The sequence below is a fragment of the Dyadobacter sp. OTU695 genome (assembly GCF_038440355.1).
GTDB lineage: Bacteria > Bacteroidota > Bacteroidia > Cytophagales > Spirosomataceae > Dyadobacter.
In genome coordinates, this window is sequence record NZ_JASATN010000001.1 from 162,206 (window position 1) to 178,270 (window position 16,065).

The 16,065-nt window shown below is 47.3% G+C and carries 16 protein-coding genes; 6 read left to right on the plus strand and 10 right to left on the minus strand.

Going from position 1 to position 16,065, the window contains the following annotated elements:
- Window positions 1–21 precede the first annotated feature (21 nt).
- The 3 genes from can to hisB all read right to left on the minus strand — a co-directional run bounded on the left by can (window position 22) and on the right by hisB (window position 2,539).
- Entirely contained in the window at window positions 22–669 is a 648-nt protein-coding gene (can, locus tag AAHB90_RS00725) for a carbonate dehydratase (RefSeq protein ID WP_342082989.1), read from the minus strand.
- Between the two features lie 114 nt (window positions 670–783).
- Entirely contained in the window at window positions 784–1,083 is a 300-nt protein-coding gene (locus AAHB90_RS00730) for a hypothetical protein (protein ID WP_342082990.1), read from the minus strand.
- Window positions 1,084–1,414: 331 nt separating this feature from the next.
- Complete coding sequence (hisB, locus tag AAHB90_RS00735) at window positions 1,415–2,539, minus strand: bifunctional histidinol-phosphatase/imidazoleglycerol-phosphate dehydratase HisB (protein ID WP_342082991.1); 1,125 nt, start codon at window positions 2,537–2,539, stop codon at window positions 1,415–1,417.
- Between the two features lie 178 nt (window positions 2,540–2,717).
- Between hisB and AAHB90_RS00740 the strand changes: the two genes are divergently transcribed.
- The 4 genes from AAHB90_RS00740 (at window position 2,718) to AAHB90_RS00755 (ending at window position 6,340) form a co-directional block, all read left to right on the plus strand.
- On the plus strand, window positions 2,718–3,311 hold the full coding sequence (locus tag AAHB90_RS00740) for a riboflavin synthase (RefSeq protein ID WP_342082992.1): 594 nt from the start codon (window positions 2,718–2,720) through the stop codon (window positions 3,309–3,311).
- Between the two features lie 71 nt (window positions 3,312–3,382).
- On the plus strand, window positions 3,383–4,177 hold the full coding sequence (locus AAHB90_RS00745; protein ID WP_342082993.1) for a PASTA domain-containing protein: 795 nt from the start codon (window positions 3,383–3,385) through the stop codon (window positions 4,175–4,177).
- On the plus strand, window positions 4,155–6,014 hold the full coding sequence (locus tag AAHB90_RS00750; RefSeq protein WP_342082994.1) for a T9SS type A sorting domain-containing protein: 1,860 nt from the start codon (window positions 4,155–4,157) through the stop codon (window positions 6,012–6,014). The genes AAHB90_RS00745 and AAHB90_RS00750 overlap by 23 nt, the downstream gene beginning before the upstream one ends.
- 26 nt (window positions 6,015–6,040) lie before the next feature.
- Window positions 6,041–6,340, plus strand: a complete 300-nt coding sequence (locus AAHB90_RS00755; RefSeq protein ID WP_090374863.1) for a rhodanese-like domain-containing protein — start codon at window positions 6,041–6,043, stop codon at window positions 6,338–6,340.
- 40 nt (window positions 6,341–6,380) lie between these two features.
- Here AAHB90_RS00755 and miaA read toward each other — a convergent pair whose 3' ends face one another.
- Window positions 6,381–7,301 carry a tRNA (adenosine(37)-N6)-dimethylallyltransferase MiaA gene (gene miaA, locus AAHB90_RS00760; RefSeq protein WP_342082995.1) on the minus strand — a complete coding sequence of 307 codons (921 nt, stop codon included), beginning with the start codon at window positions 7,299–7,301 and terminating at the stop codon, window positions 6,381–6,383.
- Between the two features lie 44 nt (window positions 7,302–7,345).
- Here miaA and AAHB90_RS00765 point away from each other — a divergent pair, with 44 nt between their 5' ends.
- The gene (locus tag AAHB90_RS00765; RefSeq protein WP_342082996.1) at window positions 7,346–8,014 is read left to right on the plus strand and encodes a DUF4230 domain-containing protein; all 669 of its coding nucleotides are present in this window, start codon (window positions 7,346–7,348) and stop codon (window positions 8,012–8,014) included.
- 114 nt (window positions 8,015–8,128) lie between these two features.
- Window positions 8,129–8,746 (plus strand): hypothetical protein, encoded by a 618-nt coding sequence (locus AAHB90_RS00770; protein ID WP_342082997.1) that lies wholly within the window; start codon window positions 8,129–8,131, stop codon window positions 8,744–8,746.
- Window positions 8,747–8,970: 224 nt separating this feature from the next.
- On the opposite strand, the gene porN is transcribed toward AAHB90_RS00770, so the two are convergent.
- From porN to AAHB90_RS00800, 6 genes are all read right to left on the minus strand, one after another.
- Window positions 8,971–10,035 (minus strand): type IX secretion system ring protein PorN/GldN, encoded by a 1,065-nt coding sequence (gene porN, locus AAHB90_RS00775; protein ID WP_342082998.1) that lies wholly within the window; start codon window positions 10,033–10,035, stop codon window positions 8,971–8,973.
- A gap of 37 nt (window positions 10,036–10,072) precedes the next feature.
- Complete coding sequence (gene porM / locus AAHB90_RS00780; RefSeq protein WP_342082999.1) at window positions 10,073–11,665, minus strand: type IX secretion system motor protein PorM/GldM; 1,593 nt, start codon at window positions 11,663–11,665, stop codon at window positions 10,073–10,075.
- A 106-nt stretch (window positions 11,666–11,771) separates the two neighbouring features.
- A complete protein-coding gene (gene porL, locus AAHB90_RS00785; RefSeq protein WP_342083000.1) occupies window positions 11,772–12,587 on the minus strand; it encodes a type IX secretion system motor protein PorL/GldL in 816 nt (271 codons plus the stop codon).
- A gap of 119 nt (window positions 12,588–12,706) precedes the next feature.
- Complete coding sequence (gene porK / locus AAHB90_RS00790; RefSeq protein ID WP_090374870.1) at window positions 12,707–13,780, minus strand: type IX secretion system lipoprotein PorK/GldK; 1,074 nt, start codon at window positions 13,778–13,780, stop codon at window positions 12,707–12,709.
- Window positions 13,781–14,134: 354 nt separating this feature from the next.
- Window positions 14,135–15,112, minus strand: coding sequence for a PorP/SprF family type IX secretion system membrane protein (locus AAHB90_RS00795; protein WP_342083001.1), 978 nt, complete (start codon window positions 15,110–15,112; stop codon window positions 14,135–14,137).
- A 138-nt stretch (window positions 15,113–15,250) separates the two neighbouring features.
- Window positions 15,251–16,033 (minus strand): uroporphyrinogen-III synthase, encoded by a 783-nt coding sequence (locus tag AAHB90_RS00800; protein WP_342083002.1) that lies wholly within the window; start codon window positions 16,031–16,033, stop codon window positions 15,251–15,253.
- Window positions 16,034–16,065: the final 32 nt, after the last annotated feature.

Consider the following 16,065-nt stretch of genomic DNA (forward strand, 5'->3'; position numbering starts at 1 on the left):
CTCGGAATGCAGAACCGCTGATTATACTAATTGCGGTATGTCAAGACGGTATACGTCGTCGGCAAAATTGGTAGCGTCGATCGTCACGTCCATGTCCTTCAGGATGCCGTTGCCGATATCGTACACGACACCGTGGACTTGCAGTCTCTTGCCATTTGCCCAGGCAGTTTGTACGATGGTCGTTTTGGCAAGGTCACGTACCTGCTCCTGAACGTTGATCTCCACAAAGCGGTCAGCTCTCAATTTTGGATCTTCAATTTCATTCAGTTCACGTGCGTGAAGGCGGTATACGTCTTTGATGTGGCGCAGCCAGTTATCGATAAGGCCCACTTGCTTGTTGCCCATTGCGGTAATGACCCCGCCGCAGCCGTAATGTCCGCACACCAGAATGTGCTCTACTCCGAGCACGTTTACCGAATAGTCGAGTACGCTGAGCATGCTGATATCCGTGTGGATCACCATATTGGCGATATTACGATGTACGAAGATGTCGCCGGGCTGGGTGCCGGTAAGTTGGTTAGCTGGAACGCGGCTGTCGGAGCAGCCGATCCAGAGGAATTTGGGCGCCTGTCCTTTGGCCAGATTTGTGAAGAACTCCGGATTTTCCCTGGTTGTTTCTTCCGCCCACTTTTTGTTGTTTTCGAATAACTGATTATAAGCCCTTATCATGATTTTTTGATTAAAATTTGGAATAAAAAATAGAGGAACAGCGCGTAATGACACGGAAATACCGCATCGTGTTACGACGGCAAAGAACTCGGATGAGTTTTAAATCAAATAAAATCAGATAAGCTCCGGAGGCGGAGAAAGGAGATTGCGGTAAATTTCGTTATCGAAATTCGCGGTGTAGAAGAATGAGCTTTTGACCGGGATTAAGGCGACGTAGTGGTCAAAATGTACGTTATGTGAAATCAGTAACTGGTCGTCGTTTAATTTTTCGACCTCTGTTTTTTCCTCGTTGTCGCAGGTTTCCGAATCACAAACCACAGATGCCTTTTCCTTGGCCAGCAGCAAACTGGCAACATCTGTGGCTTTACAGATGAGGAAGGCCGTAAGTAGTATGAGACAAAGTGTTCTGAACACGGAAAAACAGTTTTCTGAGAACCAAGGTAACACCCAACGCGTCTAAAACGTTCAGCCGGTCACTTTTTAGTGTGGCGCTGAAATCATATTTCTCTTATGCGTTAAGCCAGACAAATAAAAAAGGGTCGTATTAACAACCCTTACTTATTCGTTTTCCATTGCTTTTCATTGTTCTCCAACCAACGTCCAACCAGGAACGCGGCGCTAAGAAGAACCACATAAAAAGCAATCATAATAATGGTCATTGTCATAGTTGTACTCGATTATAATGCAACGTAAGATGGGCAAAAATAGCTAAAAAAAGCCACATCGGCTCGCTGTTAGCAAAAAATTAAAGCACACCTTTGGTCGACGGCATGAAATCCAGCGCTTTAAGATCGCGTTTAACGGCCATTTTAATCGCCTTGGCAAATGCTTTGAAAATCGATTCGATTTTGTGATGCTCGTTGTCGCCTTCGACTTTGATGTTCAGGTTTGACAGCGAAGTGTCTGAGAATGACTTGAAAAAGTGGAAAAACATCTCCGTAGGCATTTCCCCGATCTTCTCTCTTTTGAACTCTGCATCCCACACGATCCAGGGGCGACCGGAAAAATCGATTGCTACCTGTGCCAAAGCTTCGTCCATCGGTAGCAGGAAGCCATAACGGCTGATTCCGCGTTTGTCGCCGATCGCCTGGCGATAAGCTTCACCCAGGGCCAATGCGGTATCTTCAATGGTATGGTGCTCGTCGATATGCAGATCGCCTTCGACGTGGATAGACAAATCGGCTCCCGAATGACGCGCGAGCTGGTCGAGCATGTGGTCGAAGAAGCCGAGGCCTGTATGAATATCGGATCGGCCGCTGCCATCAAGGTTCAGGTCGACTTTTATCTGCGTTTCCTTGGTATTTCTTTCTACAAATGCCTTGCGGGAAGGAAGTTTCAAATGCTCGTAAATCGTGTCCCAGTCGCTGCTAACCAATGCGGTGCTTTCGTTCATTTGGTCGGTAATGCCTTCCTCAGGCATTTCGGAGCGGAAAAGGATCGCCTTCGCGCCGAGATTTACCGCGAGTTGAACATCGGTGAGGCGATCGCCGATCACATAACTGTTGGCCAGATCGTATTCATTCGAAAAATAAGCAGTAAGCATTCCGATGCCCGGCTTGCGGGTAGGGAGGTTATCTTCGGGAAAACTACGGTCGATATGCACGTCAGCGAAACGGATGTTTTCGCCTTCCAGGGTTTTGACCATCTTGTCCTGGGCCGGCCAGAAAGTATCTTCCGGAAAAGAGCCGGTGCCGAGGCCGTCCTGGTTGGTTACCATGACCAATTCATAATCGGTTTCCTCCGCGATTTTGCGCAATGCGGAAATGGCTTTGGGAAGGAATTCGAGCTTTTCCAGGGAATCGACCTGAAAATCGGTAGGAGGCTCGACAATGATCGTACCGTCGCGATCAATAAATAGGACTTTTTTCATCAACAGATTTGGATTACAAGCACCTTACCGCGAATTCCGCAGCGCTTATTTCCCACAAAGTTCGCAAAGAATGCCTAATTGAAAAGCAGTAGGTCACGAATAATGGCAGGGACGGGAATTTTGTGTGGTAGGAGAGCGGTTAGGAAATTGTAACTTTGCATTATAATCGGATATTAAAATGTTTACAGGAATCGTAGAATCAATCGCCGAGGTGATGAATGTCGAAACGGAAGGGACTAACAAGACCTTCACTTTCCGCTCGACGATTGCCAACGAGTTTAAAATAGATCAGAGCGTAAGCCATAATGGGGTTTGTTTGACCGTCGTAGCTGTCGATGGCGACCAATACAAGGTAACAGCCATTGAGGAAACACTTTTGAAAACCAATCTGGGCGACCTTACACCTGGCAGCAAAGTAAATCTCGAACGCTGCATGCCGGCAAACGGCCGTTTCGACGGACATATCGTGCAGGGTCACGTCGACCAGATTGCCCGGTGCACGCAGATAGCGGAGCGCGATGGGAGCTGGCTGTTCGATTTCGAATACGATGCATCGACCGGCAATATTACCGTCGAGAAAGGCTCGATTTGCATTAACGGCGTGAGCCTCACGGTTTTCAATTCAGAGGAAAATGCATTTCGTGTGGCTATTATTCCTTACACCTATAACTTTACTAATTTCCATTCGTTAAAGGCCGGAGACACGGTGAACCTCGAATTTGATATTCTGGGTAAATACATCAGGAGAATTCTCGGTTCGTATGCTGTTTAGCATATTGGCATCTTGGAATATTACGTTTATTTTTACCCGTTTATAATCCCAAAGCGCATCTAAATACATTCATGGCCAAAATAAGTACACAGTCCAGAACTGATCTTTTCATACATATCGGAATTATTGTCTCGCTGCTTTTGGTCCTTTTTCTGGGGTTTTTCTTCGTATACCTGCCTTTTACAACCAATCATGGTGAGGCGATTACCGTGCCCGACCTGAAAAAGAAAAGCGTGGAAGATCTCGAAGACTTCCTGGGCGACCGCGACCTGCGCTATGAAGTCGACTGTACTTTTGTGACCAATGTGCCTGCATTGACCATTATTTCGCAATACCCGCTGCCCGGCTCGAAAGTGAAGGAAGGCCGAAAAATTTATGTAACGGTGGTTTCGCGTACCGCGCCGCTGATCAAAATGCCAAAGCTGACGGACATGACGCACCGCAGTGCGCAGATGTTGTTAAAGAGCGTTGGCCTGGAAGAGGGAAATATCTCTTATGTTCCGGATATGGCGCAAAATGCCGTTTTAAGGCAAATGTATAATGGTAAGGAGATCCTTCCCGGTCAACCGATCGCGAAAGGCTCGAAAATCGACCTGGAACTGGGAGAAGGGCTTGGAACGGCACAGTTTGAAACGCCGTCGGTGATCGGGATGCCTTTGGATGAAGCAAAAATAGCGATTGTGGGAGCAGGATTGAAAGTGGGCCAGGTAATGGAAGTGCCGGCAGAGGAGGGCCAGGCACCAGGCTCGATCGTGCGGCAGAATCCCGACGCGGGTAATAAGGTAAGAATAGGGGACGTAATCGACTTGTGGGTTACCCCGCAGGCGCCTGAAACGACGGATAATGAAAATCAACCGGAGCAGTAAAAAATTCTTCACACACAGGATTTTTCTTTGGATTTGCATGCTGGCCATGGCACAAAGCCAGATCGTTCATGCGCAACTAAGCATTGTGCCGATCGATCAGGCCAGGTACGGTGATGACGACGAGTCTGAATCCCGAAATCTCCGAACCCAGGCATCGATGAGCCTGCCTTTCTTTGATGATTTTTCTACCGCTAAAACGCTTTCGCCCAGCGCGAAATACTGGCTGCCGGGAAGCGGGGTTTATATCAACAACACACTTACTAATTCGCATCCGTCGGTCAATGTAGCTACGTTTGATGGTTTGAATGCCAATGGTGTTCCCTACAACCTCGTAAATCCCCTGACACAGGGCTATACCGACACACTTACTTCCCAACCCGTCAATCTGAACGGAAGAGTGGCGGCCGACTCAGTTTACCTCAGTTTTTACTGGGCTGCAAAAGGCCTGGGAGAACTACCCGATTCCAGCGACTTCCTGCAACTGGAATTTTACAGTAAAGCAAAGGAATGGGTGCCGGTTTGGGCGCAGCTGGGATATGAAGTAGATACGCTGTTTCACCAGCAGTTCATTTCCATTAAGGATCCCAATTATCTGCATGATGCTTTCCAGTTCAGGTTCAGGTCTTATGGCCGCAGTTCAGGTCCTTACGATACCTGGCATCTGGATTATGTGTATTTGAATACAAAAAGATCTGTAAAGCAGCCGTACTTGTTCGATGTTGCTATGCGCAAGCCGGTGTCCAATATCCTGAAAAAATACACGGCGATGCCCCTGCGGCAGTATCGTGTGAACCCGGTCGCAGCGACTGCCGACTCGGTCAAGACCGATATTGTTAATCATTTCAACAACTTCAACGTCCTTACGAGCACCTATACGCTCACGGATGCCCAGCGCGGTACCGAGTTCGCGCGTAATGTGCAGCGTTCGATCGTTGTTGATGCGTTGAAGTCGCAAGTACTGAGAGTCAGGATAGCGCCCATTAATGCGGCCGCTCAGGTCGACAGCCTGCATTTGATCAGCAAATTTTTCGTGGCCACTACGGATACCATTCCGGGCTCGAACCTCAAAACAAATGACACCATCGTTGCAAAGGCTGCATTAACAGATTATTTCGCCTACGACGATGGCAGTGCCGAATATGGCGTGCAGGTGAACCAGAAGCTCGGGCGTGTGGCCGTTCGGTATGTGCTCGCCAAGGCTGATACGATCGGCGGGGTACGGATGTCGATGGTTTCTTTTAATAAAGATATTTCAGGACAGGGCTTTACCATCCAGATTTATAATAGCAAAGGCGGTAAGCCCGATCAGGTGATTGCCCAGCGGTCGGTTGCTGTGCGTTACCCGGCAGTGCGGGATGGATTTATCGATTACGCATTTGCGACACCCGTGGCCGTAGCCGACACTTTCTATATCGGTTGGCTGCAGATTAACGACCAGCCGGTGACTGTGGGCTTCGACCGCAATTCGCTTTTGGGCAGTAGTGCAGTATATTACAACCTCGGAACCGAATGGGCAAAAGAAACCTCATTGAAAGGTTCGATCATGGTTCGTCCGTATCTTGGCAAAAAAGCACAGGGAATCATCACAGGTAACGAGCCGCTGGATCCGGTAAACGCTATTTTCTATCCTAATCCTGCAAGAGGCGAAGTAAGTTGGAATAATAAATCGCTTAAAAAAATCGAAGTTTACAGTACCGGTGGCAATCTGGTGCATGCGCTGGAACCAGCACGCGATCAGCAATCGGCCACAGTCGACCATTTAACCCAGGGCATTTATATATTTAAGGCCACCGACGGGAAACGTTCTTTTGTACAAAAAATGTTAATTTCTAAATAGACTCAGTCGTCACAAATTTTTGAAATATGGATATTACCGTTGAAGAATTGAAAGAGCGCCTCGAAAAGGGCGAAGATTTGCATTTTTATGACGTTCGCGAAGAACACGAATACGAAGAGGATAACCTGGGCGCAATATTGATCCCCTTGGGAGAGCTGCCAGATCATTTGGATGAGCTTGAACCTTTGAAGGATGAGGAAATCATTATCCATTGCCGTTCCGGTGCACGTAGCGGCAAAGCAGCACGCTACCTCGAATCGCAGGGTTTCTCAAATGTACGCAATGTACTGGGAGGCATTCTGGCTTACCGCGAGCTCGAAGACTGATACCACAGCATTTGACGGGGCCAGCGCTCCGTCAAATGTTTTAAAGTAAACCCGCCTGTAGCCTTACATACTCCAGAATACCGTCATACTCATCGGGATGGAACCACTCGAAATTCCCCTGATGCCTGAACCACGTGAGCTGCCGCTTGGCATAACGACGTGAGTTCTGTTTTAAAAGCCGCACCATTTCCACTTCGTCATACTCGCCATCGAGATAGCCGTATACTTCCCGGTATCCCACCGTTTTGAGTGCGTGATGCTCCCTGTATTTAATCACACTTTTAGCTTCTTCTACCAGCCCTTCTTGCAGCATGATATCCATTCGCTGGTCTATTCTTTGATAGAGCTCCGCGCGGTTACGGTCAAGAGCGATGTTAATGGGATGAAATGGCCTGCTACGGGCATTGTTTAGTTTAAACTGACTGATGGGCGTACCGGAGGTGTAAAACACTTCCAGCGCTCGAATCACGCGCTGAGGGTTTGCTATTTCCGGTGTAGCGGCAAATTCGGGGTCGATGCGGCGTATTTCTTCCTGAAGAGGTACAAGCCCATTGTCGTTCAGCTTCTCCATGAGTGATTCGCGAAGCCCGGGAAGTGGGGTCGGGAGGTCGTCGAGGCCTTGCAGCACCGCTTTGACATAGAACCCGGAGCCTCCGGTCATGACCACCATGTCATATTCTTGAAAAAGCTGATCGAGCAGCGCCAATGCGTCGCGTTCGAAGTCGCCTGCGCTATATGCCTCCGAAATAGAATGAGAGTCCACGAAATGATGCTTGGCCTGTATCAACTCTTCAGGCGTTGGCTTGGCCGTGCCAATGCTGAGTTCGCGGAAGAACTGGCGAGAGTCGGCGGATATGATTTCGGTACCGAGGTCCCGGGCAAGTCTGATCGATAATGCGGTTTTTCCGACCGCCGTAGGACCAGCCACGGTTACCAGATATTTCTGTGGGCTATTTGGCATTGTGCCGTTTTTATTTGAATTTTAGTCAGTACAAAAATAGAAATATGGATTCCACTACACTATTTTTTTTGATCATTACCCTTGTTGCCGGCGGTTTAGCCGGTGCTGCACTCAATACCTGGTTGCAGAACAGGAAATCGAAGAAATATGTGTCGACGCAGGAAGCTACCGTGCTGATTGAGCGGATCGAGAAGGTTTTTAAAGTAGTGATGGCCGAAGGCTATTTTACCGAGATATACAACTACCAGAATGACAAGAATATCTGGAATCTTATCAATGACAAAAAGAAGGCACTGATTATCGCCAAAGCCAAGGTTCTGGTAGGTTATGATTTTGGCAAAATGAAATTCCATCGCCCCGATGGCGAACGTAAACTGGTTATTGACTTCTTCCCTGCCCCTGAAATCCTGTCGATCGATACCGACTACAAGTTTTACGACATCGAGCAAGGCTGGCTGAACCGCTTCCACAGTGACGACTATACCGCCATTCTGAATGAGGCCAAGCAGACGATGAACGACAAGGCTATGGAAAGCGATTTGCCGCGCATAGCAGGAAATCAGGTGCAACTGATGATTTTTCAATTAGCTGCTTCTATGAATTGGTCGGTAGAGATGAAGCTTCCGGATGGCAATGTGGCAATGCTCAAAGAGATGACACATTACCGTACACTGGAAGCGCAAGTCGATTCTTTGGAAAGCCGAAAGGAATAGTTGTTTTTTTTGTATAATTTATGCGTTAAACGCCTCTGCCCTCGTCAGAACGGGATTTGCCTGCGTATTGGCTCGTACAGTTTCTTATTAATCACTTTCTAAACTTTAACAGTTATGTTCAAAAAATTATTACTATTTGCCTCTGTGGTGTTGATGATTGCTATGGTAAGTTGCAAGGGGGACGATGGCGCTGTTGGACCGGCAGGTGCGGCGGGAGCACAGGGACCAGCCGGGCCAGCGGGACCAGCAGGTCCAAAGGGAGAAGATGGAGCCAGCAGTTCGGCATTGATTATTTCAACAGGTCAGGTCGATACTGACAGTACAGGAGGTTTTATTACAGGTGTATCAGACCTTACTCCGGCAGAGGATAGTGCTTTTAGTTCTTCGGTTGTTTTGGTTTATCTGAAAGCACAGGGTGTTTACTGGCCAATGCCGGGTCTTATCAGCTTCGGAGGCGGAAAAATAAGTTCGTTTACATTTGTTCATGCCGTTGATGACGCCACATTCTTTGTTCAATTGATCCCTACCGACTGGAATGAGACTCAGAACACGGCTCCCAAAAGAACTTTTGAGGACATTCGTGTCGTGATTGTTCCCGGCGAAATAGTAAGCGGTGGCCGTTTAAGTGCTGAAATTCTCAAAGATTATAACAAAACTATTGCTGCGTTAGGCTTGACGGATGCACAAGTAAAAACGGCAAGTAAATTGAAGTTGAAGCTGAAAAGAAAATAAAGGATTCAGCAGGTTAACCAGAATAAAGGCATTGAAAAGATGAAGGTCAGTTAGAGCGGATATAACCGTTCTAACTGACCTTTTCTTATGCTGGACACATGCCCAGAAACGGACGCGTAAGTCAATAGCTTTTTCAAGCAATGTAAATCAGGTTATTTTGAAGTGAGTATAAACAGAAAGAGCCTCCAATCGGAAGCTCTTTCGTATTTTGATATCTGTTTGTCTTAGTATTCCCAAAGACCGTGTTCCAGTTCCATCAGTTCCTGTTCGTAGTTCAGGGATTTGATAAGAGCCTCTTTTTCGCCGTTGTAGATGTCGAGGAAAGCCTTATCATTGGCATTTGAGAACTTGGTAATCCGTCCGTAGAACAAGCGAAGATCGAATGCATCGGCCAGGTTCTTGTTTTGAGCGGTATTATGGGTGTTATACCAGATATATTTCTTAGGGTCACTTCTGAAAAGCCTTTCAACATCTTTCCAACGGAACGAAGCGACTGGCAATTCAAGCCCTGTGGCAGTCTGGTCAGAAGGCAGAACGATTGTAATTGTTTGGATATCGTTGTACAAACGTGAGCGTTTCTTGTCGAAAACCCAGTCTTCTTTCACTTCCAGAATGCTCAACTGATCAGGGAAATATTCTTCTTCCGATGCAGCTACCTGCTGTGTTTCAAAAGAAGTGCTGTCCGGTTTCGGAGCTTCAACTTTCGGTTCTTCTTTCGCTACCTCAGTTTTAGCCCCTTTTTTCGAAGATTTCTTCTTAGGAGGACCCCAGCCGTCATCTACCGGTTCGGCTTCTTTTTTAGTATCCTTTTTGGCATTGCCCCAGCCATCGTCAGCAGCAGGAGCCTGCTTGCTTGGATCTGTCTTGGCTTTTGAGTCCCAACCATCCGCTTTTGCAGGTTCTCCGAAACCTGCTGCGATTTCCTCTTCGGAAAGACCAGCTGTTTGGTTAGGTATAAGAATGCGCTTATGCAGCTCATCACCACCGATTTTGGTTGCGCAGGAATCGTTTGTATACGCGTCGATCAAACCTGCTTTCGCCGCGTCCAACAAGTAGCGTGTGATCTCATTGTTTTTAGAGAACATGGAAATGTTCTGCTTTTCTTTCAAATCGACCCGTCTCCAGAGCGTTCTTTTCATCATCACGTCGCCGTCGGCTATGGGGCGCGACGAGAACTGATTCGCAGTCGAATCCTCTTTCTCCTGCGCAAACGCGGCAGTACTTGCAAGAGACAGCGACAGCAAAGACCATGCAATCGTTTTTCCGTTCATTCTTCTCATATCATACATAAGTTGTATTGTCCAATCAACGACTAAAAGAGGTGGATTAGTATAGCGTCACACTACGAGTTTGGTTACCCATTTCTACCTCGCTTACAGCACCCTTAAAGTTCTGGCGTTCCACTTTCAGAATTGAAATTACGTAACGGTCACCTGGTTGTGCTTGTTGGGCCAGAGAAGAGATAGAACCTCCTCCGCCGTTCAATGTCACGCCATTGATCCTTCTAGGGCCACGGGCCAGAGAAATCTCGACCTGTGATACTCGGAATTTAGCGTCTTCGGGAGAGAAGTTCTTGAAGCTCTCGTCAGGAACGGCAACTACCTGGATACTTCTTGTACCAGAAGCAGGAGCACCACGACGTTCGTCAAATACGGCCCCGTTTACGCGTACTTCCAGAGAAGGTTTCGGCACACGGTTTACGCGGAAAGGCTCGGAGCCCAGTACATTACCTCCATTACTCACCGTAATATTCAGGCTCGCTTTGCTAGGAACAATCGTGAATTTACCTTTCTGACCGCTATTAATGATCTCACCGCCATCTGTTGAGAAGCTAGGTGCCCAAAGTGGCCCGAGCGCAGGGCTCTGAATGCTCAATTTGTTGGCGCAACCCAAATACAAAGGAGGCAATGTTCCTGTTTCGATCTGGTAGGAAGGCTTCACTACGAAGTACTCCTGGGTCATAGTATAAGTAGTGTCTTTGCCCGATGGGGTAGGGATAGTGATCTGTCCGCGAAGCTCTCTCTTAGCGAGGCCTTCTGCATTATAACCACCACCTTGTGCAGTGAATTCGATGATACCTACTCCATTTTCTACTTTAACAGGTGATCCGTTCAGGCTCATGCGAGGGGTGATACCCGAAGCAGAAGCGGCGATGAACATTTGACCTTTGAATTTGGTGCCTGCTACTACTGTTTTTGCATCGGCACTCACCATGGCAAGTACGCGGTCGAATTTGATATCGGCAGCACCTACTTTGCTGGCGAGGTAGTTCAGTACTTCGCCTTCCATCCGACGGATGTCCGTTTGTTTCTGGCTCAATACAGCCAGTGCCGCTGCAACTGGGGTAGATTCGAAGTTCAGTTCTGCAAAGTCTTTGTTACGCTGATCTTTGTTTCCTTTTGCAACAGGATCTTCACGACCGTCAAGCGCGAGTCCGGGAAATTTGTTAGGGGAATAGTTGTTAAGCGATGCTGTGTAGGAGTTCAGTGTTTGCTTCAACTGATAGGCCTTACCATTTTTTCTGACACCAATCATCAATTCCGCCACTTTGGCTTCCTCTTGCGGGTTTTTGATACCACCTTCTTCATTAAAACCGCCACCGGCCTTTGTAATGATCTCCTGTTTCAGGGCATTCAGTTGGTTGGTCATGTCCGATGAAAGTTTGCGCACTTCATCCGCCTGCTTGATCACGGCGACGTCAGCTGCGCGGTTACCCGATTTCTCAACTGCGGCCTTGATTTTAAGGACCGTTTCCTGATTGATTTTGTTAGCTGCTCCGGAGGATAGTTCCAAAGAATTGTTCAGTAGGATGAATTTTTCGATGATAGCTGAACTTACCTGCAATGCGAGCATCGCCGTAAGCACCAGATACATCATTCCAATCATCTTTTGACGGGGTGTTTCTTTTCCACCTGCCATATTATTGTGTAATCAGTTTCAGTGATCGAATTATTTAACTAACGACAATGACCCTGTGACCCGGGTAAACCACGGATGGGACCACAGAGTCATTATCTGAGCGCTGTTACGCATTGCCGCCGCGCATTGCGGTCAGCATATTCCCGTAAATGCCGTTCAATGAAGAGATGTTATTGGTAAGTCTCGCCATTTCGCTCTTGAACACTTGTGATTCCTTCGTAGCGTCAGCCATGTTTTCCATAGCGGCTGTCAGGTTGCCATAGAAAGCATTCATCGCCTTCAGGTGTTTGGTAGTGTCCTGCAATTCCAGTTCGTACACAGCGTTCAATGCACCCATGTTTTTGGTGATTTGCTGGAACTGGTCGCGGTATGACTGTGCATCTTTCGTAGCATCGGCCATCGACGACATTGCGTTGATAGCAATTCCGTAAGACTTGTTCATGTCGTTGATCGCGGTTGAAGCGTTCTTGACATTTTTTGCATAGTCGTTTGTAGCTACTGTTGCGTCGGTAAGGTCAGTGATTTTGCCTACTGTTTCAGACAGGTTTCTGAAACCTTTGCCCAGACTATCGAAAATCTCAGGAGAGATTTTGGCATTATCCAGCATGTTATCCAGTTTGGCAGTGATATTGCTGCTAGGGGCTGAGCTTCTTGAGATAGCTGGTCCGTTATAATCGTCAGCAAGTTCAGGATAAACTCTGGTCCAATCCGGATCTTTATCTGTCGATTGGGTCAAAGTTTGCAATGCATAAAGCAAAAAGATGAGAACCTCGGTTCCCAGACCTGCGGTCAAAAGAGGGCCACCGAAATCCCAGTGTTGAATTTTTGCCAAAGCTCCTAAAATTACGACGGCAGCACCCGCACTGTATATTGTTGGTACAAGTTTATCCCAAAAAAAATTAGGTCCGCTACTCTTAGCCATGTGAATTGAAATCGGTTACAGTGAAAAAATTATAGTAAGAAAAGTGTTGGATTGATTCAGTCAGATCGTAAAAAAGAAGCAGTGTATGAACGCTGCTTCTTTGAATGTGAAAGTCTTGTTTAGCGACGACGGGCACGAGCTCCTCCGCGGTCATTTACATTATCCATGACACAACGGAAGCCGATGAATGCACGGGTTTCAGTTTCGAACTCGTAAGTACGGGTACCGGTTTGCAGGTAATAAGCGATGTCTTTCCAAGAACCACCTTTCACCACCTTGCGGGGCTCGTTAGGGTCGCTGTATTTAGGGTTCATATCCCATACGATCGCTGTTGCATTGTCTGTGTAAGCATCTGATGTCCACTCAGCGACGTTTCCTGCCATGTTATAAAGTCCGAAATCGTTCGGATTGTATGCATTGGCCGGGCCTGTGTAAGGATAGCCGTCTGCATCGTAGTTACCACGTTGCGGCTTAAAGTTTGCCAGGAAGCAGCCTTTTGCATTCATGGTGTAAGGGTTACCCCAGGGATATTTGGCGACTGCACGTCCGCCTCTGGCTGCCCACTCCCATTCTGCTTCGGTAGGGAGGCGGAAGCCAGTCGAATTGAACTGTCCTTCTTTGTTCTGGAAGTCATGGAGCAGATTGGTGCGCCATGCTGAAAAATAGGTCGCAGCGATCCAGCTAACACCTACCACCGGATAGGTATCGAAGCCAGGGTGCTGATAGTAATATTCTACAAAAGGATCTCCGTTGGAATAGGCAAAGTCTTTTTTCCAAACGGTTGTATCAGGATAGTACTTGGCCATGATTTCTTCTTCGCCCAGTACGGATACGGAGTCAACCAGCAACGCGTTCACGAACTGACGGTACTCGTTGTTGGTGATCTCAGTGTCATCCATAAAGAATGAACTGATAGTTACCCGACGGTTCATGTTGTTCATGGAGGAAGCGATGTCTTCGTCTGCCTGGCCCATCACAAAAGAACCTGAGGGAATCACGACCATCCCGGCAGGTGTGGTCTGCTTGAATCCCTTGCGGGCAGTAGCAGTGATTTCACCGTTTTGAATACCGCTTTCTTCTTTTCCTCCCTTGCCAAACTTGCTCTTGAGAAAACCGCAGCTTTGCAAGAGCATTAATGCGGCTACCAGAAGCAGGCTTTTGACTCCATCCCGATAGAACACTTTCACATTCATAGTGGTTTTGTAAATTTTGATAATAAAATGCTAGCCTAAAAACGTCAACGAATGATATCTAGTATACTTGAAATAAAACAAAATGTGAACGCCTGCCAGTATGAGTACTGCTTGATTTCAACGCTGAAATCTCGATGGATCGAATACTAAATCAGGTGTTTATCGACTAAACGTAAGAATAATGCAATTGGTATGGAAGCCGAACATTTTACAAATATAAATCAAAGTTTCGCAAACTGATTCACACGACTTACCAAGAGGCTTGTAAAAAACGTCGATTTGACATTCAAATCTTGGATTTTTAATAATTTGGTGATAAAATATTACTATATCCGAAGCGCTTGGGCGAATCTGCTAGAAACGGAACCGTGGCGTGCGGATAGGGGCCTTTTTGCCGAATTTCGGCGAAGGCAACGCATATGAAAGCATTACCTCGAAGGAAGAAGGTGACTTGGTTTTATTCCCGCCTACAACCATATCATACGCGCCCGAGAGCCGCAAAGATTGATCGGCCAGCAGATAAATGCCTCCCATGATGATGAAGTAAGTGTCCTGTTGCCGGTAGGTACCGCCAATCCAGTAACGTTTGTTGTAAGTAAGGGTAGCACCTCCTTCAACCGAAACGGTGTTGATATCCGATTTGACAAGTACGATCGGTTGAATATCCAGCAGGTAGCCAAGTTCCAGATTCACGCCGGCATTAAAATAAAGTGTACGCGGCAGCGGATTCGTACCGGTTTCGGAGCCGAGCTGGTATTTTGGTTTCAGGAAGTGGTTCAGAGAGAGACCCGCATAGAACGTCTCGTTTTCATAGCGTGCCCCGACGGAGAAATCAGGATTGATTTCGGAGATGGTTCCTGTCTGGATCAAAGGATCGTCCGGGTCACGGGCTCTCAGTTTACCGTAGTCGATCGCCTGGCGAAACAGGCCGGCGCTAACACCCACGCCCAACTTGCCCCCACCCAGGGGAATATGATATGCAGCTGAAAGTTTGAAGTCCTGGTCTGTCCTGGGGCCGCTCTTATCATTCAATGCGTAAAAGCCGATACCGAAATTCTTGATCGGCATACTAAATGAAAAGAGCTGTGTCGAAAGTGCTCCGCCCGTGTCGTCAATATTAGTTCCCTGATAACCTGCATATTGAGTCCTGTGCGTGAGCTGAAACTTCGTCAGCCCATCGGAGCCGGCAGCTGCCGGGTTCAGGTAAAGTTGGTTCAGCGAGAACAAACTGAACTGCGCGTCCTTCTGGGCGATAGCGCAGAGCGGTAGAAAAAGCAATAGTGCAAAGGGCCGGATATATCTGGTACTTCGAATAGTAAAAGTCAAAATCATGCCGCAGGAATAGATTTAAGGATCACGCTGATATGCTTTCGGATTTAGATTGATAACGCATATTGCTTAAAAAAATTGATATAAACATGAAAAAGCCCCGGATTTTTTCCGGGGCTTTTGGTGCCTTTGTGAAGCAGTTTATACGTTGTTCGCTTTGCGGATATACAGGTCGAGCGCGCCTGTCATCGAAGGGGCATTCGGCAGCGGTGCCTGAATGTCCAGAAAGAGTCCGGCGTCTTCCACGGCTTTTGCCGTCGTAGGGCCAAAAGCGGCAATACGGGTATTGTTCTGCTTGAAGTCGGGGAAGTTGTCAAAAAGCGATTTGATCCCCGACGGGCTGAAAAACGCTATGATATCGTAGTACACATCTTCCAGATCCGATAAGTCCGCAGAAACTGTCTGATACATAGTTGCCTCTGTGAAATGAAACTCCTCTATGTCCGCAAACTCGGGAATGTCGTTCTTCCTGACATCTGAGCACGGGTAGAGGAACTTCTCTTTCTTGTGTTTGCGCATGAGTTCGATCAGTTCGGCCGCCGTCTTGGTGCCTGTGAAGATCTTTCTCTTGCGGATCACGATGTATTTCTGAAGGTAATTGGCCGTTTGCTCTGAAATACAGAAATATTTCATCGTAGCTGGTACTTCAACACGGCCTTCGTTACAAATACGGAAGAAATGGTCAATCGCGTTACGGCTTGTGAAAATAACAGCCGTGTGATCCAGAATGTTGACTTTTTGCTTGCGAAAGTCTTTGTAGGAAACTCCGTCGACCTGTATGAAAGGCCGGAAATCAACCTTGATATTGTACTTTCTGGCTAATTCGTAGTAAGGTGAATTCTCGTCTGCTGGTCGGGATTGACTTACCAAAAGACTGGTTACTTTTTTAAGCCGGTCCTGATCAAAATTGATGGTATCACTCATGTATAATCCTCATTAGTTTATTCCCAATTCAT